Source organism: Blastococcus sp. SYSU D00922 (assembly GCF_054050495.1).
On sequence record NZ_JBJGZL010000011.1, the window covers coordinates 55446 to 76697 of the forward strand.

Here is a 21252-nt window from a genome sequence, read left to right on the forward strand (position 1 = left end):
CCACGGCTTCGCCAGCTCTGCGAAGGACGACATGCGCGCACTGATCGCTGCGCCCTACTACCCACCGCACCCCGGGGGGATCGAGCGTTTCAGCGCCAGCGTCGCCGCTGAACTGGTCCGCAGGGGATGGCAGGTCGACGTCGTCCACTGCGCGACGGACCCGGAGTCCCTCCAGCGGACTGCGGGACCGTCGGGGGAGCGGCTGCACGCGCTGGAGTCGCGGATGGTCGCCGGCCGGTTGCCCTTCCCCCGGCGGACGCCGGGGAACGCGGCGGTGATGGCGGAGATCCGCCGGACGACGTTCGACTTCACCCTGGTGAACTCGCACCTCTTCGTGTCCAGTCTCATGGTCGCCCGCGCCGTCGGTGACCGGAACACCGTCTGGCTCAACCACGGCTGCGACCACGTCGCGGCCGGTAGCGCCCTCGCCGACTGGGGGGTCGCGGCCTACGAGCACGCCCTGGCCGCGAGGCTGCGGCGGGTCGTCAGCAGGGCCGCCGGTGTGTCGGAGGAGGCCGCCGCCTGGCTGGCGCACCTGCACGTCCGCACGACGGCCAGCGTCGGCAACGCCGTGGAGGGTGTCTCCCCGCCGCGCGGCGAGCGGCGGCCGGGGCCCCTGCGCGTGGTGTCGGTCGGGCGTCTGGAACCGGGGAAGGGGGCCCTGGAGGCGATCGAGCTGGTCAACCGGCTGCCGGCGTCCGTGGAGGTCGAGCTGACGGTGTGCGGCGGGGGGTCGCTCGCCGCCGCGGTGGACAGGGCCGCGCGAGCCTCGTCGCGTCCGGTGACCGTCACCGGGCCGCTGCCCCACGCGGAGGTCCAGGCACTGCTCGCCGACGCCGACGTCGCCCTCTGCCTGTCGGAGTCGGAGGGGTTCCCCACCGTCCTCCTCGAGGCCGGGGCCGCCGGCTGCGCCGTCCTCTGCTTCCCGGTGGGCGGCACACGCGAACTGCTCGAGGACGGCGGGGGATGGCGGGTCGACGGCCTCGACGAAGCGGCTGCGCGGTTGCAGGCGCTGGCCGAGCGGCCGGCGGACGCGAGCGAGGCGGGCGAGACCCTGCGGCGGCGCGTCAGCTCCACCTACACCTGGCCACCGGTCGTGGACCGCCTCCTGCGGCTCGTCGACGACGAGGGCTGACCCGGTCCGGTCGGCTGCACGCGTCCACCGCGCGGGCCGCTACCGTCCGCTGTCATGAAGACCTACGACGTGGCGGCTGTGGTGTCCGGAGGAGCCTCCGGGCTCGGCGAGGCGACCACGCGAGCGCTGGTGGCCAGGGGCGCGGCCGTGACCATCCTCGACCTGCAGGAGGAGCGGGGCGAGAGGCTGGCCGCCGAGCTGGGCGGGGACACGACGTTCGTCCGGACGGACGTCACGGACGAGGCGTCGGTGCAGACGGCGATCACGGAGGCCACGCAGAAGGACCGGCCGTTGCGGATCGCCGTCAACTGCGCCGGCATCGGCTGGGCGCAGCGCACCGTGGGGCGCAACGGCGAGCCGCACGATCTGGGGGCCTTCACGCGCACTGTCTCGGTCAACCTGATCGGCACCTTCAACGTGCTGCGGCTGTCCGCCGCGGCCATGGCGGCGACCGAACCGGGCGAGGACGGCGAGCGGGGCGTCGTCGTGAACACCGCGTCGATCGCGGCGTACGACGGGCAGATCGGCCAGGTCGCGTACGCCGCCTCCAAGGGCGGCATCGTCGGGATGACGCTCCCGGCTGCCCGCGACCTGTCCTCGGTCGGGGTGCGCGTGTGCACGATCGCGCCCGGGCTGGTCGACACCCCGCTGCTGGGCAGTCTGCCGGCGGAGGCACGGACGGCGCTGTCGGAGGGCATCCCCTTCCCGAAGCGTCTGGGCCGTCCGAGCGACTTCGCCGAGCTGGCGCTCGCGATCGTGGAGCACGGTTACCTCAACGGTGAGGTCATCCGCATGGACGGCGCGCTGCGGATGGCGCCGCGCTGACGCCGACCTTGCCCTGAGCTCGTCGGTGGGGGCCGCGGTGACCGTGTGACGGGTGTGCCGGGCGGGGCCTCGCCGGTGGCTGCGGCGACCAGCGCCAACCTACATTCGGTGTCTGCACGCTCACTCAGGGCGAGGTGCGCCGCCGGGGGTTTCGCCGGGAAGGTGCAGCCGCGCGCATCGACGGCGAAGAGGACGGCGAATCCCGATGCTCCCCCTGTCCGACGCGCCGGCTGTGCGCCCCGGATCCATGGATCTGCCCCCGTTGCCGACCCCGCGGTCGGAGCGCGAGCTCGCCCCGTCCCCGGTCCGGAGGAAGGTCCGCGAGACCGCGGGCCGACGTCCCGCGCCCGACTGGCGGTGGGTCCTCGTCGGACTCGGCGCACTCCTCCTCGCGGTCAACACCGTCGCCTTCTACCCGGGCTTCATGTCCACGGACTCGGTCCAGCAGCTGACGCAGGCGTTGGACACGACGCGGCTCAACGACTGGCACCCCCCGGTGATGACCGCGCTGTGGTGGCTGCTGCTCAAGGTCTCCTTCCAGACCGTGGGCTCGATGCTCCTGGTCCAGCTCGCCGTCCTCTGGTCGAGCCTCACGGCGCTCGCGCTGTACGTGCACGGGGTGACCGGCCGCCGCGGGCTCTCGCTGCTGCCCCTGGTGCTCGGCCTGCTGCCCTACGTCGCGAACATCTCGGCGGTGATCTGGAAGGACGACCACCTCGCGTTCGCCCTGCTGGGCGCCGTCGTGCTCCTGCTCTTCGTCCGGCGTGGGGTCCGACGCCGGTCCCTCCGCTGGGCAGCGGTCGCCGGGGCCCTGGCACTGCTCGCCTACGCCGGGGCGGTCCGCTACAACGCACTGCCCGCGATCATCCCGATCCTGTTCCTCATCACCTGGCCCTCGGCCGGGACGAGGCGGCGCAAGCGCGTGCTGCTCGCCGGCGTGGCGGTGCTCGCCGCGGTGGTCGTGACACCTCTCATCGACGTGATCCGCCCCGTCGAGGCCACCCACCCGGCCGCCAGCATCATGCTCGACGACGTCATGCACGTGTACACCGTCGACGAACTCCGTTCCGCGGACGTCAGGCCCGAGCTGAAGCGGTACCTCCTGTCCCTCGCCGACCTGTGCCCGCCGGACCAGCTCGCGGTGAACTACACCTGGCGGTGCGCCAACCCGACCCTGGAGATCCCGCCGTTCTTCCGCAGCGACTACGACGACCTGCGCGGGCTCTACCTGCGCGGGATCGCCGAGCACCCGCTGCGCTACGCGGAGTTCCGGCTCTCGGTCTTCGCCGACTTCCTCGACACCCCGCCGGCGGAGTCGTTCGTCTACTGGCACGGGATCGACGCCAATCCCCAGGGCCTGGCGTTCGAGCGGAACCTCGCCAGCGATGCCGTCGAGACCTACGTGGCGTTCTCGGCCAGCAGCTTCGGTTTCCTCTTCAAGCCGTGGTTCTGGCTGTTGTCGGGCCTGGCCGTGACCGGGGTGGCGTGGCGGCGGAGGGCGTCGTCCGAGCACGCCCGCGTCGTCGTGGCGCTGGGGGTCTCCGCGGTGATCTACATCGCGACGTACCTGCCGACCGTCATCGGCTTCGACTACCGGTACGTCTACTGGTCGGCCATCGCGGTGAGCGTCGCGGGCCTCCTCCTCCTGGCCGACCGGGTCCGGACGCGGCCGGTGACCCCGGAGGCGTCCGCCGAGGGCGAGACCTCCGACGTCCCCCGTCCTCGGACGCCGTCCGCACCGGACGTGGTGCGAGGATCGGTCACGGCACGAGACGCGGTCGGCCGCACGCACTGAGCGGCGCCGGCGCGGCGACGCGCCCGAGCACCTGACCGCACCGCCGAGGGGAACGTCCTGACCAGCACCGTCCCGGTCACCGCCGTGGAGTCGGAGTTCCGCCCGGACTGGCCGCTCGACGTCGTCCGGAGCCTGTCGCCGAACCGGCGGGGGACCGGCGACCCGACGTTCCGCATCGCCGACGACGGGTTGTGGCGGACGACGACGACGCCGGACGGGCCGGCCAGCGTGCGGATCGCGATGCGGCACGGGGCCGTGCGGATCTCGGCGTGGGGGCCGGGCGCCGAGTGGGCCGCCGACGCGGCGCCGGGGTGGCTGGGAGCCGCCGACCGCCCCGGCGACTTCGACCCGGCCGGCCACCCGCTGGTCGGGGACCTGCACCGCCGGACGCCGTGGCTGCGGCTGGGCCGCACCGGCCGCACGTGGGACGCGCTCGCCCCCGCGGTCCTCGAGCAGAAGGTGACGACGGTGGAGGCCAACCGGGTGTGGCGGGAGCTGCTCCGCCTGGCCGGTGAGCCGGCGCCGGGGCCCGCGCCGGACGGGATGCGGGTGCCGCCGTCGGCGCAGCGCGTGCTCGAGGTGACGGACTGGGAGTGGCACCGCTGCGGCCTCGACGGGGCCCGCCGCCGGGCGCTGCGCGCGGTCGCCTCCGTGGCCTCCCGGCTGGAGCCGGAGGCGGCCGGCGACTCCGCGTCCCTGCAGAAGCGGCTGTGCTCCGTGCCGGGCATCGGCGTCTGGACGGCGGCCGAGGTGGTCCAGCGGACGCTGGGCTGCCCGGACACCGTGAGCGTCGGCGACTACCACCTGAAGAACATCGTGGGCTTCGCGCTGGCCGGGCGCCGGAACACCGACGACGCCGGGATGCTGGAGCTGCTCGAACCGTGGCGCGGCCACCGGCAGCGGGTCGTGCGGCTGCTGCTGGCCGGCGGGCCACGCCGCCCGCGCCGGGGTCCGCGGTTCGCCCCGACGGACTACCGCTCGATCTAGCGCGGGCAGGAACCGCCGGGGTTGACCCGGCCGAGGATCCGGTCGCCGATGCCGCGCAGCTGCTCGCGCTGCTCCGGGTCCAGGGCGTCGAACACGAGCTCGCGGACGGCGGTCACGTGCCCCGGGGCGGTGGCGACGACCTTCTCGTACCCGGCGTCGGTGAGGACGGCGTTGGTGGCGCGCCGGTCCTCCGCGCAGGCCTCCCGCACGAGGTAGCCCTGGTCCTCGAGCCGGCGTGCGACGTGCGAGAGCCGGGAGAGGGAGCCGTTGGCCAGGGCGGCGAGCTCGCTCATGCGGGCGGTGCGGGACGGCCGCTCGGACAGCATCGCCAGCACCATGTACTCGAAGTGGCTCAGCCCGGCGTCGCGCTGCAGCTGGGCGTCGAGCGCGGCGGGGAGCAGGGTGACGACGCCGGCCAGGCTCAGCCAGGCGGCACGCTCGTCCGCGTCCAGCCAGCGCGGCTCGCCCGCTCCCGTCGTCGACACGCGGACCAGCGTACCCGAACACTTGACGCTTCAATGGTTCGCGCCTACGGTCCCGCTTGACGCTTCAACCAAAAGGGTGGGGCATCGAGACAGGAGCACGCGATGGACGTCGTCCTCTGGATCCTCGCCGGGCTGCTCGCCCTGGCGTTCCTCGGCGCCGGCCTGACCAAGCTGGTCCGGCCGAAGGACGAGCTGGCCACGACCATGGGCTGGGTCGAGGACTTCCCGCCCGGCGTCATCAAGCTCATCGGCGCGCTCGAGGTGCTCGCCGCGATCGGCCTCGTCCTCCCGGCCGCCCTCGACGTCGTCCCGGTGCTCGTGCCGCTGGCCGCCGTCGGCCTGGTCGCCCTCATGCTCGGCGCCGCGATCACGCACGCCCGCCGCAAGGAGACGGCGATGATCGCGGTCAACGCCGTGCTGCTCGTGCTCGCCCTCGTCGTCGCCTGGGGCCGGTTCGGCCCCTGGTCCTTCACCGCCTGAGGAGCACCGTGACCTCCCCCCTGCGCCCGGTCGTCCCGGCCGGTGCCTTCGACGAGTTCCTGCCCTCCGCGTCGGCGGCCAGCGCCGCGCAGCGCGTCTGGACGCCCGAGGACGGCGCGCTCCCGGCGCTGTACCTGAGCCACGGTGCGCCGCCGCTCTTCGACGATCCCGTCTGGATCCGGCAGCTCTTCGGCTGGGCGCAGTCGATGCCCAAGCCGCGGGCGATCCTGATCGTCTCGGCGCACTGGGAGTCCGCGCCGCTCAGCCTGTCGAACACCGAGGCGCACACGACGCCGGTCTACGACTTCGGCGGCTTCCACCCGCGCTACTACTCCATGCGCTACGACACCCCCGACGCGGGCGACCTCGCCCGGCGGGTGCTGGCGGTGCTGCCGGACACCGAGTCGGTGCACGAGCACCGCGGCCGGGGCCTCGACCACGGCGCCTGGGTGCCCCTCAAGGTCATGTACCCCGACGCCGACGTCCCGGTGCTGCAGATGAGCCTGCCCACCCAGGACCCGGCCCGGCTGATGGCGCTCGGCGCCCGGCTCCGGGCCCTCCGCGAGGAGGGCGTCCTGGTGATCGGCTCGGGGTTCATGACCCACGGGCTGCCGTTCGTCACGCGGGAGATGGTGGTCGACGGCGTCGTCCCGTCGTGGTCGTCGGACTTCGACGCCTGGGCCGCCGAGGCGCTCGAGGCCGGGGACGTCGAGGAGCTGTGCTCCTACCGGTCGAAGGCGCCGGGCATGCCCTACGCCCACCCGACGGTGGACCACTACATCCCGCTGTTCATCACGCTCGGCGCCGCGACCGACCCGACGGCCCCGGCCCGGACGACGATCGACGGCTACATGATCGGCATGTCGAAGCGGTCGTTCGAGGTCGCCTGACCGCGCGCGGTCAGGAGGCGAGCAGCCCCAGCAGGTAGTCGCCGTAGCCGCTCTTGCCCAGGGGCTCGGCGGCGCGGCGCAGGCCGTCGTCGTCCAGCCAGCCGTTGCGCCAGGCGACCTCCTCGATGCACCCGATCTTGAGGCCCTGCCGCTCCTCGACCACCGAGACGAACTCCGTCGCCTGGCGCAGGGAGGCGAACGTGCCGGTGTCGAGCCAGGCGGTGCCCCGGTCGAGGGCGGTGACGGTCAGCCGCCCCTCGCGCAGGTAGTGCTCGTTGACCGCCGTGATCTCCAGCTCCCCGCGGGCGCTCGGCGTGATCCCGCGCGCGACCTCGACCACGTCGCCGGCGTAGAAGTAGAGGCCGGGCACCGCGTAGGAGCTCTTCGGCTCCGCCGGCTTCTCCTCGATGGAGATCACCCGGCCGGCGTCGTCGAACTCCACGACGCCGTACTCCCGCGGGTTGGCGACGTGGTAGGCGAAGACGTGCCCGCCGGCGGGCGCGGGGAGGCGGCTGAGCGCGGTCCCGAGCCCGGCCCCGTAGAAGATGTTGTCGCCGAGCACGAGCGCCGCCGGCTCGCCGGCGAGGAAGTCGGCACCGATGAGGAAGGCCTGCGCCAGCCCCTCGGGGTGCGGCTGCACGGCGTACTCGATGCGCATGCCCAGGCGTGAACCGTCGCCGAGCAGGGCGCGGAACGCCGCCTGGTCGCCCGGGGTGGTGATGATCAGCACCTCGCGGACGCCGGCCATCATCAGCGTGGACAGCGGGTAGTAGATCATCGGCTTGTCGTAGACCGGCATCAGCTGCTTGCTCACGGCCTGCGTGATGGGGAACAGCCGGGTCCCGGTCCCGCCCGCCAGAATGATGCCTCGCACCGAGTCACCGTATCGGGGGAACGGGTGCCGGCCCGGCCCCCGCGGGGAGGCCCTCCCTACAAGGGGGGACCGGTCAGACCTGCCCGCGCAGCTGGGCGTACCGCGCCGCGCACTGCTCCATGGTCGGCAGCAGACCCTGCTCCCGGGCCTCCGCGAGGGTGGGCGCAGCCTGGTCCTTGGCCGAGAACTCGAACTCCAGGTCGGTGGGCCACGGCAGGTCCAGGTCCGGGTCCATCGGGTGGACGCCGAACTCGCGGCCGGGGGAGTAGCCGGTGGACACCAGGTAGGTCACCGAGCTGGCCTCCGCCAGGGAGACGAACGCGTGCCCGAGCCCCTCCGACAGGTAGACCGCGCGCGGCTCCTCGCTGTCGAGCAGCACGGCGTCGTGCACGCCGAACGTCGGAGAGCCCACCCGGACGTCGACGACGACGTCGAACACCTTGCCGGCGGGGCAGTAGACGTACTTGGCCTGTCCCGGGGGGACCAGGGCGAAGTGGACGCCGCGCAGCGCGCCGCGCGCGGAGACGCTGTGGTTGGCCTGGGCGAGGGCGAGCCCGAACCCGACGGCCTCGCTCAGCACGTCGGCGCGGTACCACTCGGTGAACCGGCCGCGGGAGTCGCCGTGGGGAACCAGGTCGAGGACGTAGCTGTCCGGCACGGCGAGTTCGCGGATCTGCACGTCCGTGAACGCTATAGAACCGCCGGAGGCGTTCCGAGCCACAACCTCCCGACGAGTGACGAGCCGCCCGGCGTCCCCACCGGCTCCCAGCGCGTCGTCCAGCCCTCCGCGTGCAGCTGGACGACGGCCGCCCCGAGCAGCGCGCCGAGGTTCAGCGCGGTCGTCAGGTTCGGGGTGTCGGAGAGGTGGACGTCGACCACGCCGTCGCCCTCGCCGCCGTGCCGGAGGACCACGGGGAACTCCGGCAGGGCGGCGCTGGCGACGCGGAACGCGGCAGCGACCGCCGCGAGCTCGCCGGCCCGCGGGACCAGCTCGTCGCCGGGCTGACGCGAGCCGACCAGGTCGCGGGCGCCGTAGGGGAAGAGGTCGTCGGCGGGGAGCCTGACGAGGGGGCGGGTGCCCGGGTCGGGCTCGGGCCGCTCGACGGCCAGCCCCCGCACCACCGCGACCGGCACGCCCGCGAGCTTGCCCTTCACCAGGTCGGCGGCCGACGCCAGCTCGTCGACGAGCGCCACGCGGGTGGTCTCCAGCCGGTTGCCATAGGCGTCCACGGCACCGCGGTGGTCCAGCAGCGCCGGGATGCCGGCGGAGCCCACCGCCACGTCGGTGAGCCCCTCGCGCCAGGTGCGGCCGAAGGTGTCGCTCACCACCACGGCCACGTCGACGCCCAGCAGCTCCCGCAGCCGGTCGCGCAGGCGGCGGGCCGACTCGTCGGCGTCCTCGGGGAGGAGCACCAGGGCGTCGACGCCCACGTTCGAGGCGTCGATCCCGGCCGCGGCGACGACCCAGCCCTGGCGCGTCTGCACGATCGCCAGCGGCCCCCGGCGGGCGACGACGCGCACCGCCTCGTCCTCGACGGTCTGGAGCCGCAGGGCCTCGCGGTCGGCGCCGGGCGGGACGTGGACGAGCCGGCCCTCCACCTTGGACACGGCCTTGGAGGTGACGACGACGACGTCGCCGTCGGCCAGCCACGGCGCGGCGGAGGCGACCGCGGCGGCCAGGTCGTCGCCGGGGGAGAACTCGGGCAGCCCGTGGACGGGGAGGACCGAGAGTCCCGCGGGGAGCCCGCTCACCGCGCGGCGTCGAGGGCGGCGCGGGCGAGGGCGGTCGTCGCCTCCTGCGAGGACATGAGCAGCGGCACCCGCCGGACGTCGACGCCGGGGACGTCGGCGGCGTCGTCCGGGGCGACCAGCCAGGCGTCGAGGAGGCCGTCGGCCGCCCGCGCGCCGTAGTGGCGCCCGACGCCCTCGGCGCTGACCTCGATGCCGAGGGCGGGCAGGCAGCGGTCGGCCATCCCGCGCACCACCGCCCCGCCGACGATCGGCGAGACGCCGACCACGCGGGCAGGGGAGGAGAGCAGCGCCTCCCGGAGCCCGGGCACGCCCAGCACCGTCCCGATCGACACCACCGGGTTGGACGGGGCCAGCAGGACGACGTCGGCGGAGGCGAACGCCTCGGCGACCCCCGGGGCGGGGCGGGCGGCGTCGACCCCGATCTGGACGAAGGCCTGCGGGTCGAGGCCGGCGCGGTGGCGGACCCACCACTCCTGGAAGTGGATGGCGCGCTGCTTCCCGCTCTCCGGGTCGGTCACGACCACGTGCGTCTCGACGCGCTGGTCGCTCATCGGCAGCAGGGTCACGCCCGGCTGCCACCGGTCGGCCAGGGCCGCGGTGACCGCCGAGAGCGGGTAGCCGGCGTCGAGCATGCGGGTGCGGATGAGGTGGGTGGCCAGGTCGCGGTCGCCGAGCCCGAACCAGTCGGGGTCGGCCCCGTAGGCGGCCAGTTCCTCCTTCACGGTCCAGCTCTCGCCGGCCCGGCCCCAGCCGCGCTCCTCGTCGATGCCGCCGCCGAGCGTGTACATCACCGTGTCGAGGTCGGGGCAGATCCGCAGGCCGTGCATCGTCACGTCGTCCCCGGTGTTGACGACGGCGGTGATCTCCGCCTCGGGCGCCGCCCAGCGGACACCACGCAGGAAACGAGCCCCTCCGGTCCCACCGGCCAGCACGACGATCTGCACGAAAGACATGGTGCCCGATAGGCACTTGTCGACTGTTCCACGGGCGTGTCGGGGGCTGGGACGAGAGTTGACGAACGCCTGTTACGCATGGGGCTGGTGTGGCGTGTCGCTTACACCGGGCGAAGTTGACGGGCAGGCAACGACACGCGTGTAATTCCGGCGATGTCATCGAGTGCAGGGCGGTCCGGGAACGTCCCGGGAACCGCGCACCGGGACAAGAGCGAGAGGGGACGCACCACCATGGCCGAGGTTTCGTGGCTGAGCGACTACGTCAGCGGCAACGACCGGTCCGACCGGTTCGGCGCGGGGACGGGCTCGGGCCTGGGTCAGGGCGCGAACCAGGGCATCGCCGGCCTGCTGGGCATCGGGGCGGAGGCCGACGCGCAGTCGTGGCAGGAGCAGGCGCTGTGCGCGGAGACCGACCCGGAGGCGTTCTTCCCGGAGAAGGGCGGCTCCACCCGCGAGGCGAAGAAGATCTGCACCGGCTGCGAGGTCAAGGCCCAGTGCCTCGAGTACGCGCTGGCCAACGACGAGCGCTTCGGCATCTGGGGCGGCCTGTCCGAGCGTGAGCGCCGCCGGCTGCGCCGCCGCGCCGTCTGAACCACCGCACGACCCGACCCCTCGGGTCGTCCCACAGCCGCCGACGGTTCCCGTCGGCGGCTGTGGTCGTATTCGGGGGTGCTCACGCGGATCGCCGTCGGCCGTGACCGGGTGGTCCGGGAGGTCCGCGCCGCGGCGCCGCTGATGGCCGATCTCCGCGCCCCGGTGACCGCCAGGGGGCCGTGGCTGACCGCGGTCCTCAACGCCTCGGCCGCCCGGCGGGGCGGCGGCCGGCCGGTGGCCGTCGTGGTGGAACCGCACGCGCAGGGCCGTCCCGAGGCGGTGGCGTTCCTCACCGTGCGCCGCCGCGGCCCGGTCACCCTGGTCACGGTGCTGGGGGACGGCGCCGGCCCGCTGCCGCAGGGGCGGCCTCCGGCGCGGCTGCTGGCGCGGAACCCGTCGGCGGCGGAGCTGCTCGCCACCGGCATCTGCGAGCTCCTGGGCACCCTGCGCGGGCCGCACCGGCTGCGGCTGACCGGCCTGCCCCTCGGCGACCCGACGGCGCGCGCCCTGGCCGCCCGGCTCCCCGACGGCATGATCGGCAACGCCCGGAGCACCGCGACGGTCGACGGCCTGGACGGCGTGGGGGAGGTGCTGCGCAGCCGCGACCCCCGCGAGCTCGAGAGGTGGCTGCCGCACCTCCTGCCGCGCCTGCCCCGCGACGATCGCGTCTTCCTCCGCGCCGCCGGCCGCCTGCACGCGGCGATCGGTCAGCTGGAGATCGCCGTCGTGCCCGGGCGGGAGGAACCGCGGGCCGCCCTGCTCACCCTGCTCGACGGCGGCGACCGCCTGCCCTGGTGGGGCTGGTCCGACGTCGGTGGGCTGGACCCCGCCATGGGGGCGCCCGTGGTCACGTTGACCGACCCCGCCCGCGGCTGGCCCTGAGGTCTCAGCCGGCGGAGGCGATCTCGTTCGGTCCCGCCTCGCTGGGGGTCGCGCCCTCGTCGCCCAGCCGCAGCGACCCGGTCGCCGGCTCGCTGCCGCCACCGGTGGTGCCGTCCCGGGGTGCCACCTCCACCACGATCTCGTAGACCTTGCCGGTGGGCGACGGCGGTGAGCCGTTCGAGCGGCGCGACGCGGGGAACGAGCCGGAGACTGTGAGGGCGTCGCCGTGGGTCTCGACGGCGAGCTCGGGGGACGCCAGCTCCGCGTGCTCGACGACCGACCGGGAGCAGCCGGCCGCCACCGGATCGGCCGGAGCGCTGTCGCGCAGGCAGTTCCAGGTGGGCAACTCCACCTCGGCGGCGGCGCGGCCGTCGCGCACGGTCACCTCGACCCGCGGGTAGGTCACGGTCACGCCCACCGGGTGGCGCTCGAGGACGACGCCCTCGAAGGCCAGCCGCGCGGTCGTCCCCGGAGCCGGGGCCGTGGCCCGGTCCGCGCGGACGCCGCCGGCCCCGTCGTCGTCGGTCGTGCCGGCGGCGGCCACCGCCGCGACCGCGCCGATCAGCACGAGCGCCGTCGCGCCCATGGCGGCGAGCGCCCGGCGGGTCCCGTCGTCCCGCACGGGCGCCGGCGGAGCCGGGGGCGCCGGTGGGCTCAGGGTGGCCCACCCGGTGCGCGGGTCGGGCGCCGGGCCGGTGCCCGGCGGGGACTCCAGGAAGCCCGGCAGGTCGTCGACCCCGGGGTCGTCCTCGACGACGGGCGCCGCCCCCCGGCGTCGGCCCAGCAGCAGGATCGCCGCCGTGAGAAGCGGGAGGAGCAGCCCGAGGACGACGCCGAGCACGAGCCAGGGCCCGGCCGTCACGGGGATCTCCATCGCGGTCAGCATCCCAGGCGGCCCGGGCGCTGATCAGCCCGTGGGGTCGATCTCCTCGGGGTCGCGGCCCAGGAGCACGGCGACCTGGTCGACGACGACGTCGCGGACGAGCTCGGCGAGGTCGTCGCGGTCGTGCGCGCGGATCTCGAGCGGCCGCCGGTAGACGACGATCCGCGGCGGCACCTCGCGGCCGTTCTCGCGGTGACCGGGGAGCACGCGGGCCAGCGGCACCGAGCCGTCGTCCAGGACGTCGGCGTCGAGGACCACCTCGTCCGGGCTCGTGTGCTCGACCCAGGGCACGTCCTCGACCGCGAACTCGACACCGGCCAGCTCCCGCTCCCAGCGGCGCTCGATGTCCTCGACGGCGTCCAGGACGAGGTCGTCGAACTGCTCGGCGCGGCTGCGCGCGAGGGGCACCTCGGCCGGGACCAGGCGCCCGCGCAGGCCGCGGCCGTGGCGGTCGCGGCGGGAGCGGCGGGGACTCCGCGGTGGACGGCTCATGTCGGCACGAAGCGTACGGCCCTCAGCGGGGCAACCGGCGCCACACGGGCCGGGGGAGCAGCCGCATCAGGAAGAAGACCGGGCGCAGCACGGCGGGCACCCACACCTCGCCGCGCCCGCGGGCCAGGGCGTCGACGACGGCGTCGGCCACCTGGGCCGGTGTGCTGGAGAACGGTGCGGGCGGCATGCCCGCGGTCATCCGGCCCACCACGAAGCCCGGCCGCACGAGCAGCAGCCGGACCCCGGACCCCGCCAGCGCGTCGGAGAGCCCGCTGGCGAAACCGTCCAGACCGGCCTTGGCGGACCCGTACACGTAGTTGGCCCGACGCACCCGCACGCCGGCGACGGACGAGAAGACGACCACGGTGCCCCGCCCGGCCGCGCGGAGCCGGTTGGCGAGCAGGGTCAGCAGGTGCACGTGCGCGACGTAGTCGGTGTGGACGACGGCGAGCGCGGCCGCCGGGTCCTCCTCCGCCGCGGCCTGGTCACCGAGGATCCCGAAGGCGACGACCACCGTCGCGGGGGTGCCGAACCGTTCCTCGACCTCCGCCAGCACCGCCTCGTGGCGGCCCAGGTCGTCGGCGTCGAACTCCACCCGGCCGACCGTGACGGCACCGGCGCGGCGCAGCTCCGCCTCCTGTCCGTCGAGGTCAGCCGCCCGCCGGGCAGCCAGCACGACGGTCGTGCACCCGCGCGCGGCGAGCCGCTCGGCGACGGCCGTCCCGATCTCGCTGCGGCCGCCCAGGACGAGGACCGGACCGGTGTCGATGCCCACGGGGTCATCGTGCAGGATGGTGCGCCCGATCCCGATTCCCCGCGTGCCTGCTGCGGCCGACCGCCGCGCAGGTTTACTGTGCCTGCGTGAGGAACCGGTGGTGAGGCAGTCACGTCGCTGCTCGCGCAGCGGCTGCGCGCAACCGGCAGCGGCGACCTTGACGTACGTGTACGCGGAGTCGACGGCCGTTGTCGGCCCGTTGGCGACGTTCTCCGAGCCGCACAGCTACGACCTGTGCGAGTTCCACGCCGAGCGGCTGACCGTGCCGCGCGGGTGGGAGGTCGTCCGGCACGAGATCGAGCTCGACGACGCCGGCCCGACCGGCGACGACCTGCTCGCCCTGGCCGACGCCGTCCGCGAGGCGGCCCGGCCCGAGCCCCCGCGCGACCCCGCCGACGACGGCAGCGGCACGCGGCGTGGCCACCTCCGGGTGCTTCCCGACCTCACCTGAGCCGGACCGCCCGACCCGTCGTTAGGGTTCTGGCGTGGGCGACCTCTCCTCGATCATCAAGGCGTACGACGTCCGTGGGGTCGTGCCCGACCAGTGGGACGAGGACGTCAGCCGGGCGATCGGCGCCGCCTTCGCCGAGTTCGTGGTCGCCGACAGCGGCGCCACGGCGGTCGTCACCGCCCACGACATGCGGGAGTCGTCGGTCCCGCTGTCCCGCGCCTTCGCGCAGGGCGTGATCAGCCGCGGGGTCGACGTCGTCGAGGCGGGGCTGGGCTCCACCGACCTCCTCTACTTCGCATCGGGCTCCCTGGACCTCCCGGGCGCGATGTTCACCGCCAGCCACAACCCCGCTCAGTACAACGGCATCAAGATGTGCCGCGCCGGCGCCGCCCCCATCGGCCAGGACTCGGGTCTGGCCACGATCCGCGAGTGGGCCGAGCGCGACTCCTACGACCGCGACCCCGGGCGCGTGGGTGCGGTGACCGCGCGGGACGTCCTCGCCGCGTACGCCGCGCACCTGCACTCGCTGGTGGACCTGTCGGGCATCCGCCCGCTGAGGGTCGTCGTCGACGCCGGCAACGGCATGGGCGGGCACACCGTCCCGGTCGTGCTCGCCGGGCTGCCGCTGGAGGTCGTGCCGCTCTACTTCGAGCTCGACGGCTCGTTCCCCAACCACGAGGCCAACCCCCTCGACCCGGCCAACTTGGTCGACCTGCAGGCCGCCGTCCCCGCCCACGGGGCCGACATCGGCCTCGCCTTCGACGGCGACGCCGACCGGGTGTTCGTCGTCGACGAGAAGGGCGACCCGGTGAGCCCGTCGGCGGTGACCGCCCTGGTCGCCGTCCGCGAGCTGGCCAAGGGTCGCGGGACGACGGTGATCCACAACCTGATCACCTCCCGGGCGGTCCCGGAGATCGTGCGGGAGCACGGCGGCGAGCCGGTGCGGACGCGCGTGGGGCACTCGTTCATCAAGGCCGAGATGGCCCGCACCGACGCGATCTTCGGCGGCGAGCACTCCGCCCACTACTACTTCCGCGACTTCTGGCGCGCCGACACGGGCATGCTCGCGGCCATGCACGTCCTCGCGGCGCTGGGCGAGCAGTCCCGCCCGCTGTCCGAGCTCACCGCCGCCTACAGCCGGTACGCCGCGTCGGGCGAGATCAACTCGACGGTGGCCGACGCCCCGGCGCGCGTGGCGGAGGTCCGCGCGCGGTACGAGGAGCAGGACGGCGTCACCGTCGACGAGCTGGACGGCCTGACCGTGCAGCTGCCCGACGGCACGTGGTTCAACCTGCGGGCCAGCAACACCGAGCCGCTGCTGCGGCTGAACGTCGAGGCGCCCGACGAGGCGCGGATGGCCGACGTCCGAGACCGAATCCTGGAGATGGTGCGCGCATGACCCAGTCGTCCACCGGCCCGCTGGGCCTGGACCCCGAGCTGCTGTCGATCCTGGCCTGCCCGGACACCCACCACAGCCCGCTCACCGTCGACGAGCAGGCCGGTGAGCTGCTGTGCACCACCTGCGACCGGGCCTTCCCCGTGCGCGACGGCATCCCCGTCCTGCTGCTCGACGAGGCCCGGCACCGGGACGCGTGAGCGCGGGATGACCGGAGCGGCCCGATGACGACGCCCGAGTTCGCCGAGGAGGTCCTGGACGACCTCGACCTGCTGCGGGCCCGCGATCCCCGGGGCCTCCTGCCCGCGGTCGCCGGAGCCGGCGCGCAGGTCCGGGAGACCGCGCGGCTCACCGAGGAGGCGGGTCTGGGCCGGGTGACGGAGGGCGGCCGCCCGCGGGGGCTGGTGATCGTCGCCCGGCGGGAAGGCGCGGTGGCCGCGTCGGTGCTCCGCGCGCTGCTCGGGCCCTCCAGCCCGGTGACCGTCGAGGTCGTCTCCGGGCCGTCCCTGCCGGTGTGGACCGGACCCAGTGACATCGCGGTCGTGGCCACGAGGACCGGCGCGGGCACCTACGCCGTCACCCCCGCCTACGAGGCGGCCCGGCGGGGCGTCTCGCTGGTCGGCATCGGGGCGGAGGACTCGCCGCTGCGCGCCGCCTGCTCGGCGGCCCGGGCCCCGTACGTGGCGCTGCCGGCGTCACGGGTGCGGCACACGACGCTCTGGTCCCTGCTGACGCCGATGCTCCTCCTCGCCCGCGAGCTGGGGCTGCTGCCGGCCGACTCCGCCGATCCCGAGGCGATCGCCGCGGCGCTGGACGAGGTGGCGACCGAGTGCGGGCCGGCGCAGGAGTCCTTCGTCAACCCGGCGAAGACGCTGGCCCTGGAGCTGCTCGACGCCCTGCCCGTGGTCGCGGCCGAGGGGCCCCTGGCGGGTGCCGCGGCGACCCGCGTGGTGGACCAGCTGGCCACGCTGGCCGGGCTGCCGGCCACCGGGTTCCGGCTGCCCGACCAGCGGGTCGCGGCCTGCTCCGTGCTCGGCGGACCGCTGGCGCCCCGGGACGCCGACGACTTCTTCCGCGACCGCGCCGACGACGAGGGCCGCCGGCTCCGGTTGCTGACCATCCGCGACGCCGACGCCGGCGGGCACGACGGGGCGGGCGAACGGGAGCCGCGGTCGGCGGCGGTGGCCATGGACGAGGTCCTGCGGACGGCGGCCGCGCACAACGTCCCGGTCAGTGGGCTGGCCGAGCACGGCGACCCGGGCCGGTACGGCCGGCTGCCCCGCCTGGCGCGGCAGCTGGCGGTGGCCGACTTCAGCGCCGTCTACCTGGCGCTGGCCCTCGACAACGAGCGGGCGCTGCGCTCCTGAGCCCGCGTCGGCCGCGCGCCGCGCGGCCGGACAGGCGACGATCTACTGCGACAGCGCACCGGCGCTGACCGACCGGAAGGACTTCCCGTGGCGGGTGGACTCGTGGCCCTGCTGGACGACGTGGCGGTGCTGGCCCGCGCCGCGGCCGCCTCGGTGGACGACATCGGTGCCGCCGCCGGCCGCGCGAGCATCAAGGCGGCCGGCGTGGTCGTCGACGACACCGCCGTCACGCCGCAGTACGTGCACGGGCTCAACGCCGACCGCGAGCTGCCGATCATCCGCAAGATCGCCCTGGGCTCGCTGCGCAACAAGCTGCTGATCATCCTGCCCGCGATCATGCTGCTCAGCCAGTTCCTGCCGTGGCTGCTCACCCCGATCCTCATGATCGGTGGCGCCTACCTCTGCTACGAGGGCGCGGAGAAGATCTGGCACCGGCTCAGCGGCCACGGCGAGGCGCACGCCTCGGTGGAGGACGCCCTCCCGGACGAGAAGACGATCGTGCGCGGCGCGGTGCGCACCGACTTCATCCTGTCGGCCGAGATCATGGTGATCTCGCTGAACGAGGTGGTCGACGAGGCCTTCGTCTCCCGGCTGATCATCCTGGCGATCGTCGCGCTGGGGATCACCGTGCTGGTCTACGGCGTCGTCGGGGTCATCGTGAAGATGGACGACGTCGGGCTGAACCTCTCCCAGCGCTCCAGCCCGGGGGTGGCGAGGTTCGGCCGCGGGCTGGTCAAGGCGATGCCGCGGCTGCTCAGCGTCCTCACCGTGGTCGGCACCGTCGCGATGCTGTGGGTCGGCGGGCACATCATCCTGGTCGGCACCGACGAGCTGGGCTTCCACCCGATCTACGAGTTCGTCCACCACCTCGAGGAGGCGGCGCACGACGCCACCGGTGCCCTCGGCGGGGTGGTCGGCTGGATCGTGAACACGCTCGGCAGCGCGCTGCTCGGTCTCGTGGTCGGGGCGCTGATCGTGCTGGTGATGAACCTGACGGTGCACCGGAAGAAGAAGGCCGAGGCCCACTGAGGCTGCTGGGGCGTGTGATCCGGTTCTCGCCACGACGACCGCCGGTCGGGGGACAGTAGGGGCATGCACTCGGGGGAGACCGACCGCACGCTGCTGTCGCCGGAGCGCCGCCGGGCCGATCGCGCCGCGCTGGCCGACGGGGTCGTCGACGTCCTGGTCATCGGGGGCGGCGTCACCGGGGCCGGGGCCGCGCTGGACGCGGCCAGCCGCGGGCTCTCGGTCGGGCTCCTGGAGGCCCGCGACTGGGCCGCCGGGACGTCCAGCCGCTCGAGCAAGCTGATCCACGGCGGCCTGCGCTACCTCGAGCAGCTCGCCTTCCCGCTGGTGCACGAGGCGCTGTCCGAGCGGGCGCGGCTGGTGCAGACGATCGCCCCGCACCTGGTGACGCCGCTGCCGTTCCTGCTGCCGCTCACCGCACCGGTGTGGCAGCGGGCCTACTTCGGCGCCGGGGTCGCGCTGTACGACGTCCTGGGTGCCGCCTTCACGCCCGGCCGGGAGATCCCGCGCCACCGGCACCTGTCGCGGAAGAAGACGCTGGAGGCGTTCCCCGGGCTGCGCGGTGACGTGGTGCGCGGGGCGATCCGCTACTGGGACGCCCAGGTCGACGACGCCCGGCACACCCTCGCCGTCGTGCGCACGGCGGCCGGCTACGGCGCCCGCGTCCTCTCCAGCGCGCGGGTCACCGGGCTGCTGCGCGAGGGGGAGGGGGCCGACGCGCCGGTCGTCGGCGTGCGGGTCGCCGACCTGACCGACGGGTCGTCGTTCACCGTCCGCGCCCGCAGCGTGATCGCGGCGACCGGCGTGTGGAGCGACGACATCGGCTCCATGCTCGGGGAGGCCGCGCCCAGCCTGAAGGTGCGCGCCTCGAAGGGCGTCCACCTGGTGCTGCCGCGCTCGGCGATCGACGGCGCGCACCTGGAGGAGGCCGGCGGCACCCAGGCGGGGCTCATCCTCCGGACGCCGACCAGCGTGCTGTTCGTCATCCCGTGGCGGGACCGCTGGATCGTCGGCACCACCGACACGCCGTGGCGGCTGGACCGCGACCACCCGGCCGCGAGCAGCGCCGACATCGACTACATCCTCGACCAGGTCAACCGGGTGCTGGTGCGGCCGGTGGCGCCCGACGACATCCTCGGCGTGTACGCGGGCCTGCGCCCGCTGCTGGCGGGGGAGTCCGACGAGACCAGCCGGCTCTCGCGCGAGCACGCCGTCGTCACGCCGGTGCCGGGTCTGGTGCTGGTCGCCGGCGGCAAGTACACGACCTACCGCGTCATGGCCGAGGACGCCGTCGACGCCGCGGTGGCCGGCCTGCCCGGGGTGCCGCCGTCGCGGACGGCGCACCTGCCGCTGGTCGGCGCGCACCGCTGGGAGGACGTCCGCGGCGCGGCGGAGACCCTGGCGGCCGCCTCCGGCCTGTCCAAAGAGGCCGTGGAGCGGCTGCTGCACCGGCACGGCGATCGCATCGGCGACGTCCTCGACCTGGTGCGCCGCGACCCCTCGCTCGGCCGGCCGCTCACCGGGGCGCCGGACTACCTGGCCGCCGAGGTCGTCCACGCGGTCACCGCGGAGGGCGCCCTGCACCTGGACGACGTCCTCACCCGGCGGACCCGGATCTCCATCGAGACCGAGCACCGGGGAGTGGAGTCGGCGCCGGACGTGGCCCGGCTCATGGCGTCGGTGCACGGCTGGGAGCCGGACTTCCTGGCCCGCGAGGTGGCCCACTACGAGGCCCGCGTCGAGGCCGAGCGGGAGTCGCAGCGCATGCCGGACGACCGGACGGCCGACGCCGCGCGGCTGGGGGCCCCGGACGTCCGCGCCGCGGTCTAGGGGACGGCCCCCGGACGGGGGAGAACGCCCTGGACGCAGGGCCGCAGCCGGGTAGCCTCTCGCCCGATGTGGCAGCTGACGAACACCGTGCGCCACTACCCCTGGGGGTCGCGCACGGTGATCCCCGAGCTCCTCGGTGAGCTGACGCCCGCCGAGGAGCCCTACGCCGAGCTCTGGATGGGCGCCCACCCCGACGCGCCCAGCGTGCTGTCGACCGGCACGCCGCTGGACAAGGCCATCCAGGCCGAGCCCGACCTGCTGCTGGGGCCGGCAGTCCGCGAGCGCTTCGGCGGGCGGCTGCCGTTCCTGATGAAGGTGCTGGCCGCCGAGCGACCGCTGTCCCTGCAGGCGCACCCCACGCCCGAGCAGGCGCAGGCCGGGTTCGACGCCGAGGAGACCGCCGGCATCCCGCGCGACGACCCGAAGCGGACGTTCAAGGACCCCTTCCACAAGCCCGAGCTGCTGCTCGCGCTCACCGAGTTCGAGGCGCTGTGCGGCTTCCGGCCGGTCGAGGAGTCGCTGCACTGCCTGGCCAAGCTCCAGGTGCCGGTGCTCAAGCCCACGATCGCCGCGCTGGCCCGCGGCGGCCTGCGCGCCGCCATCCCGCAGCTGCTGGCCCTGACCCCGGAGATGCGCGACGAGCTGGTCACCGCGGTGGCCGCGGCGGCGTCCCGGTTCGTGGCCGCGCACGACCCGGAGTTCATCAACACCTACCGCTGGGCGGCGTCGCTGGCCGAGACCTACCCCGGTGACCCCGGGGTCGTGATCTCGCTGATGTGCAACCACCTCAAGCTGGCGCCGGGCGAGGCGGTGTTCCTGCCCGCGGGCAACCTGCACGCCTACCTGTCGGGGGCCGGCGTCGAGGTGATGGCCAGCTCGGACAACGTGCTGCGCGGTGGGCTCACCGGCAAGCACGTCGACCTCGCGGCGCTGATCGAGGTGCTCGACTTCAGCGACGGCCGGGTGCCGATCCTGCACCCGGTCCTCGGCCCGGGCGGGCTGCGCTACCCCGTGCCGGTCGAGGACTTCGACCTGACCCGCATCCAGCTGGACGGTCAGGCGGGCACCATCACGACCCGCGGCCCGCAGGTGCTGCTGTGCACCGAGGGGGACGCCGAGCTCGCGTCGGTCGACGGGACGCTGCACCTGGGGAAGGGCGAGGCCGCTTTCGTGCCCGCGGGCACCCCGGTCACCGCGTGCGGTCCCGCGCTCCTCTACAGGGCCACGACGGGCCTCGCGTGACAGCAGTCGTCACCCCGAGGGCGCCCCTCCATCGGGGCAGCCCCTGGTCAGAGCGGCGCACGGACGCCTGACGGCGTTGCACTCTGTACAGGATGCCGACCGTGACCGCGGTAACCGAGCCGTACGTCACGGCCGGAC

The 21252-nt window shown here is 74.7% G+C and carries 23 protein-coding genes; 15 read left to right on the top strand and 8 right to left on the bottom strand.

Going from position 1 to position 21252, the window contains the following annotated elements:
- Positions 1 to 31 precede the first annotated feature (31 nt).
- The 4 genes from ACI78T_RS15675 (at position 32) to ACI78T_RS15690 (ending at position 4742) form a co-directional block, all read left to right on the top strand.
- Complete coding sequence (locus tag ACI78T_RS15675; protein WP_456559043.1) at positions 32 to 1135, top strand: glycosyltransferase family 4 protein; 1104 nt, start codon at positions 32 to 34, stop codon at positions 1133 to 1135.
- A gap of 54 nt (positions 1136 to 1189) precedes the next feature.
- Positions 1190 to 1960 (top strand): SDR family NAD(P)-dependent oxidoreductase, encoded by a 771-nt coding sequence (locus ACI78T_RS15680; RefSeq protein ID WP_456559044.1) that lies wholly within the window; start codon positions 1190 to 1192, stop codon positions 1958 to 1960.
- Positions 1961 to 2207: 247 nt separating this feature from the next.
- Positions 2208 to 3755, top strand: a complete 1548-nt coding sequence (locus ACI78T_RS15685) for a hypothetical protein (protein WP_456559045.1) — start codon at positions 2208 to 2210, stop codon at positions 3753 to 3755.
- Between the two features lie 84 nt (positions 3756 to 3839).
- Entirely contained in the window at positions 3840 to 4742 is a 903-nt protein-coding gene (locus ACI78T_RS15690; RefSeq protein WP_456559046.1) for a DNA-3-methyladenine glycosylase family protein, read from the top strand.
- On the opposite strand, the gene ACI78T_RS15695 is transcribed toward ACI78T_RS15690, so the two are convergent.
- Positions 4739 to 5227: a MarR family winged helix-turn-helix transcriptional regulator gene (locus tag ACI78T_RS15695; protein WP_456559047.1), complete on the bottom strand. Its 489-nt coding sequence runs from the start codon at positions 5225 to 5227 to the stop codon at positions 4739 to 4741. The two genes, ACI78T_RS15690 and ACI78T_RS15695, sit on opposite strands and share 4 nt — an antisense overlap.
- Positions 5228 to 5329: 102 nt before the next feature.
- Between ACI78T_RS15695 and ACI78T_RS15700 the strand changes: the two genes are divergently transcribed.
- Positions 5330 to 5707, top strand: a complete 378-nt coding sequence (locus ACI78T_RS15700; protein WP_456559048.1) for a DoxX family protein — start codon at positions 5330 to 5332, stop codon at positions 5705 to 5707.
- 8 nt (positions 5708 to 5715) lie between these two features.
- Entirely contained in the window at positions 5716 to 6597 is an 882-nt protein-coding gene (locus ACI78T_RS15705) for a dioxygenase family protein (protein ID WP_456559049.1), read from the top strand.
- Between the two features lie 10 nt (positions 6598 to 6607).
- Here the strand turns inward: ACI78T_RS15705 and rfbA are convergent, their stop codons facing one another.
- The 4 genes from rfbA to cofD all read right to left on the bottom strand — a co-directional run bounded on the left by rfbA (position 6608) and on the right by cofD (position 10167).
- Positions 6608 to 7471 carry a glucose-1-phosphate thymidylyltransferase RfbA gene (gene rfbA, locus ACI78T_RS15710; RefSeq protein ID WP_456559050.1) on the bottom strand — a complete coding sequence of 288 codons (864 nt, stop codon included), beginning with the start codon at positions 7469 to 7471 and terminating at the stop codon, positions 6608 to 6610.
- Between the two features lie 73 nt (positions 7472 to 7544).
- Entirely contained in the window at positions 7545 to 8150 is a 606-nt protein-coding gene (locus ACI78T_RS15715) for a dTDP-4-dehydrorhamnose 3,5-epimerase family protein (RefSeq protein WP_456559051.1), read from the bottom strand.
- Between the two features lie 11 nt (positions 8151 to 8161).
- Entirely contained in the window at positions 8162 to 9223 is a 1062-nt protein-coding gene (locus ACI78T_RS15720; protein WP_456559052.1) for a coenzyme F420-0:L-glutamate ligase, read from the bottom strand.
- On the bottom strand, positions 9220 to 10167 hold the full coding sequence (gene cofD / locus ACI78T_RS15725; RefSeq protein WP_456559053.1) for a 2-phospho-L-lactate transferase: 948 nt from the start codon (positions 10165 to 10167) through the stop codon (positions 9220 to 9222). The genes ACI78T_RS15720 and cofD overlap by 4 nt, the downstream gene beginning before the upstream one ends.
- A gap of 345 nt (positions 10168 to 10512) precedes the next feature.
- Between cofD and ACI78T_RS15730 the strand changes: the two genes are divergently transcribed.
- Both ACI78T_RS15730 and ACI78T_RS15735 read left to right on the top strand, forming a co-directional pair.
- Positions 10513 to 10767, top strand: a complete 255-nt coding sequence (locus ACI78T_RS15730; protein ID WP_175527062.1) for a WhiB family transcriptional regulator — start codon at positions 10513 to 10515, stop codon at positions 10765 to 10767.
- Between the two features lie 78 nt (positions 10768 to 10845).
- Positions 10846 to 11652 (top strand): hypothetical protein, encoded by an 807-nt coding sequence (locus tag ACI78T_RS15735; RefSeq protein WP_456559054.1) that lies wholly within the window; start codon positions 10846 to 10848, stop codon positions 11650 to 11652.
- Between the two features lie 4 nt (positions 11653 to 11656).
- On the opposite strand, the gene ACI78T_RS15740 is transcribed toward ACI78T_RS15735, so the two are convergent.
- From ACI78T_RS15740 to ACI78T_RS15750, 3 genes are read right to left on the bottom strand one after another with little or no spacing between them, the layout of a single operon-like run.
- Positions 11657 to 12526: a hypothetical protein gene (locus ACI78T_RS15740; RefSeq protein ID WP_456559055.1), complete on the bottom strand. Its 870-nt coding sequence runs from the start codon at positions 12524 to 12526 to the stop codon at positions 11657 to 11659.
- 33 nt (positions 12527 to 12559) lie between these two features.
- Positions 12560 to 13027 carry a metallopeptidase family protein gene (locus ACI78T_RS15745; protein ID WP_456559056.1) on the bottom strand — a complete coding sequence of 156 codons (468 nt, stop codon included), beginning with the start codon at positions 13025 to 13027 and terminating at the stop codon, positions 12560 to 12562.
- A gap of 22 nt (positions 13028 to 13049) precedes the next feature.
- Positions 13050 to 13802, bottom strand: coding sequence for an SDR family NAD(P)-dependent oxidoreductase (locus ACI78T_RS15750; protein WP_456559057.1), 753 nt, complete (start codon positions 13800 to 13802; stop codon positions 13050 to 13052).
- A 100-nt stretch (positions 13803 to 13902) separates the two neighbouring features.
- On the opposite strand from ACI78T_RS15750, the gene ACI78T_RS15755 reads away from it, so the two are divergent.
- The 7 genes from ACI78T_RS15755 (at position 13903) to manA (ending at position 21114) form a co-directional block, all read left to right on the top strand.
- The gene (locus ACI78T_RS15755) at positions 13903 to 14253 is read left to right on the top strand and encodes a DUF3499 domain-containing protein (RefSeq protein ID WP_456559058.1); all 351 of its coding nucleotides are present in this window, start codon (positions 13903 to 13905) and stop codon (positions 14251 to 14253) included.
- Positions 14254 to 14287: 34 nt separating this feature from the next.
- Positions 14288 to 15652 carry a phosphomannomutase/phosphoglucomutase gene (locus ACI78T_RS15760; protein WP_456559059.1) on the top strand — a complete coding sequence of 455 codons (1365 nt, stop codon included), beginning with the start codon at positions 14288 to 14290 and terminating at the stop codon, positions 15650 to 15652.
- Complete coding sequence (locus ACI78T_RS15765; RefSeq protein WP_456559060.1) at positions 15649 to 15849, top strand: Trm112 family protein; 201 nt, start codon at positions 15649 to 15651, stop codon at positions 15847 to 15849. The genes ACI78T_RS15760 and ACI78T_RS15765 overlap by 4 nt, the downstream gene beginning before the upstream one ends.
- Positions 15850 to 15873: 24 nt before the next feature.
- Positions 15874 to 17016 carry an SIS domain-containing protein gene (locus ACI78T_RS15770; RefSeq protein WP_456559061.1) on the top strand — a complete coding sequence of 381 codons (1143 nt, stop codon included), beginning with the start codon at positions 15874 to 15876 and terminating at the stop codon, positions 17014 to 17016.
- A gap of 87 nt (positions 17017 to 17103) precedes the next feature.
- Positions 17104 to 18045: a DUF808 domain-containing protein gene (locus ACI78T_RS15775; RefSeq protein ID WP_456559062.1), complete on the top strand. Its 942-nt coding sequence runs from the start codon at positions 17104 to 17106 to the stop codon at positions 18043 to 18045.
- 63 nt (positions 18046 to 18108) lie between these two features.
- Positions 18109 to 19872 carry a glycerol-3-phosphate dehydrogenase/oxidase gene (locus ACI78T_RS15780; RefSeq protein WP_456559063.1) on the top strand — a complete coding sequence of 588 codons (1764 nt, stop codon included), beginning with the start codon at positions 18109 to 18111 and terminating at the stop codon, positions 19870 to 19872.
- Positions 19873 to 19938: 66 nt separating this feature from the next.
- Positions 19939 to 21114: a mannose-6-phosphate isomerase, class I gene (gene manA / locus ACI78T_RS15785; RefSeq protein ID WP_456559064.1), complete on the top strand. Its 1176-nt coding sequence runs from the start codon at positions 19939 to 19941 to the stop codon at positions 21112 to 21114.
- Positions 21115 to 21252 lie beyond the last annotated feature (138 nt).

What these genes read in the sequence shown, in the direction of transcription:
- ACI78T_RS15780 (WP_456559063.1), top strand. Translation starts at nt 18,109, where the DNA reads ATGCACTCGGGGGAGACCGACCGCACGCTGCTGTCGCCGGAGCGCCGC.
- ACI78T_RS15685 (WP_456559045.1), top strand. Translation starts at nt 2,208, where the DNA reads ATGGATCTGCCCCCGTTGCCGACCCCGCGGTCGGAGCGCGAGCTCGCC.
- ACI78T_RS15770 (WP_456559061.1), top strand. Translation starts at nt 15,874, where the DNA reads ATGACGACGCCCGAGTTCGCCGAGGAGGTCCTGGACGACCTCGACCTG.
- ACI78T_RS15745 (WP_456559056.1), bottom strand. Translation starts at nt 13,027, where the DNA reads ATGAGCCGTCCACCGCGGAGTCCCCGCCGCTCCCGCCGCGACCGCCAC.
- manA (WP_456559064.1), top strand. Translation starts at nt 19,939, where the DNA reads ATGTGGCAGCTGACGAACACCGTGCGCCACTACCCCTGGGGGTCGCGC.
- ACI78T_RS15765 (WP_456559060.1), top strand. Translation starts at nt 15,649, where the DNA reads ATGACCCAGTCGTCCACCGGCCCGCTGGGCCTGGACCCCGAGCTGCTG.
- ACI78T_RS15740 (WP_456559055.1), bottom strand. Translation starts at nt 12,526, where the DNA reads ATGGAGATCCCCGTGACGGCCGGGCCCTGGCTCGTGCTCGGCGTCGTC.
- ACI78T_RS15675 (WP_456559043.1), top strand. Translation starts at nt 32, where the DNA reads ATGCGCGCACTGATCGCTGCGCCCTACTACCCACCGCACCCCGGGGGG.
- ACI78T_RS15700 (WP_456559048.1), top strand. Translation starts at nt 5,330, where the DNA reads ATGGACGTCGTCCTCTGGATCCTCGCCGGGCTGCTCGCCCTGGCGTTC.
- ACI78T_RS15680 (WP_456559044.1), top strand. Translation starts at nt 1,190, where the DNA reads ATGAAGACCTACGACGTGGCGGCTGTGGTGTCCGGAGGAGCCTCCGGG.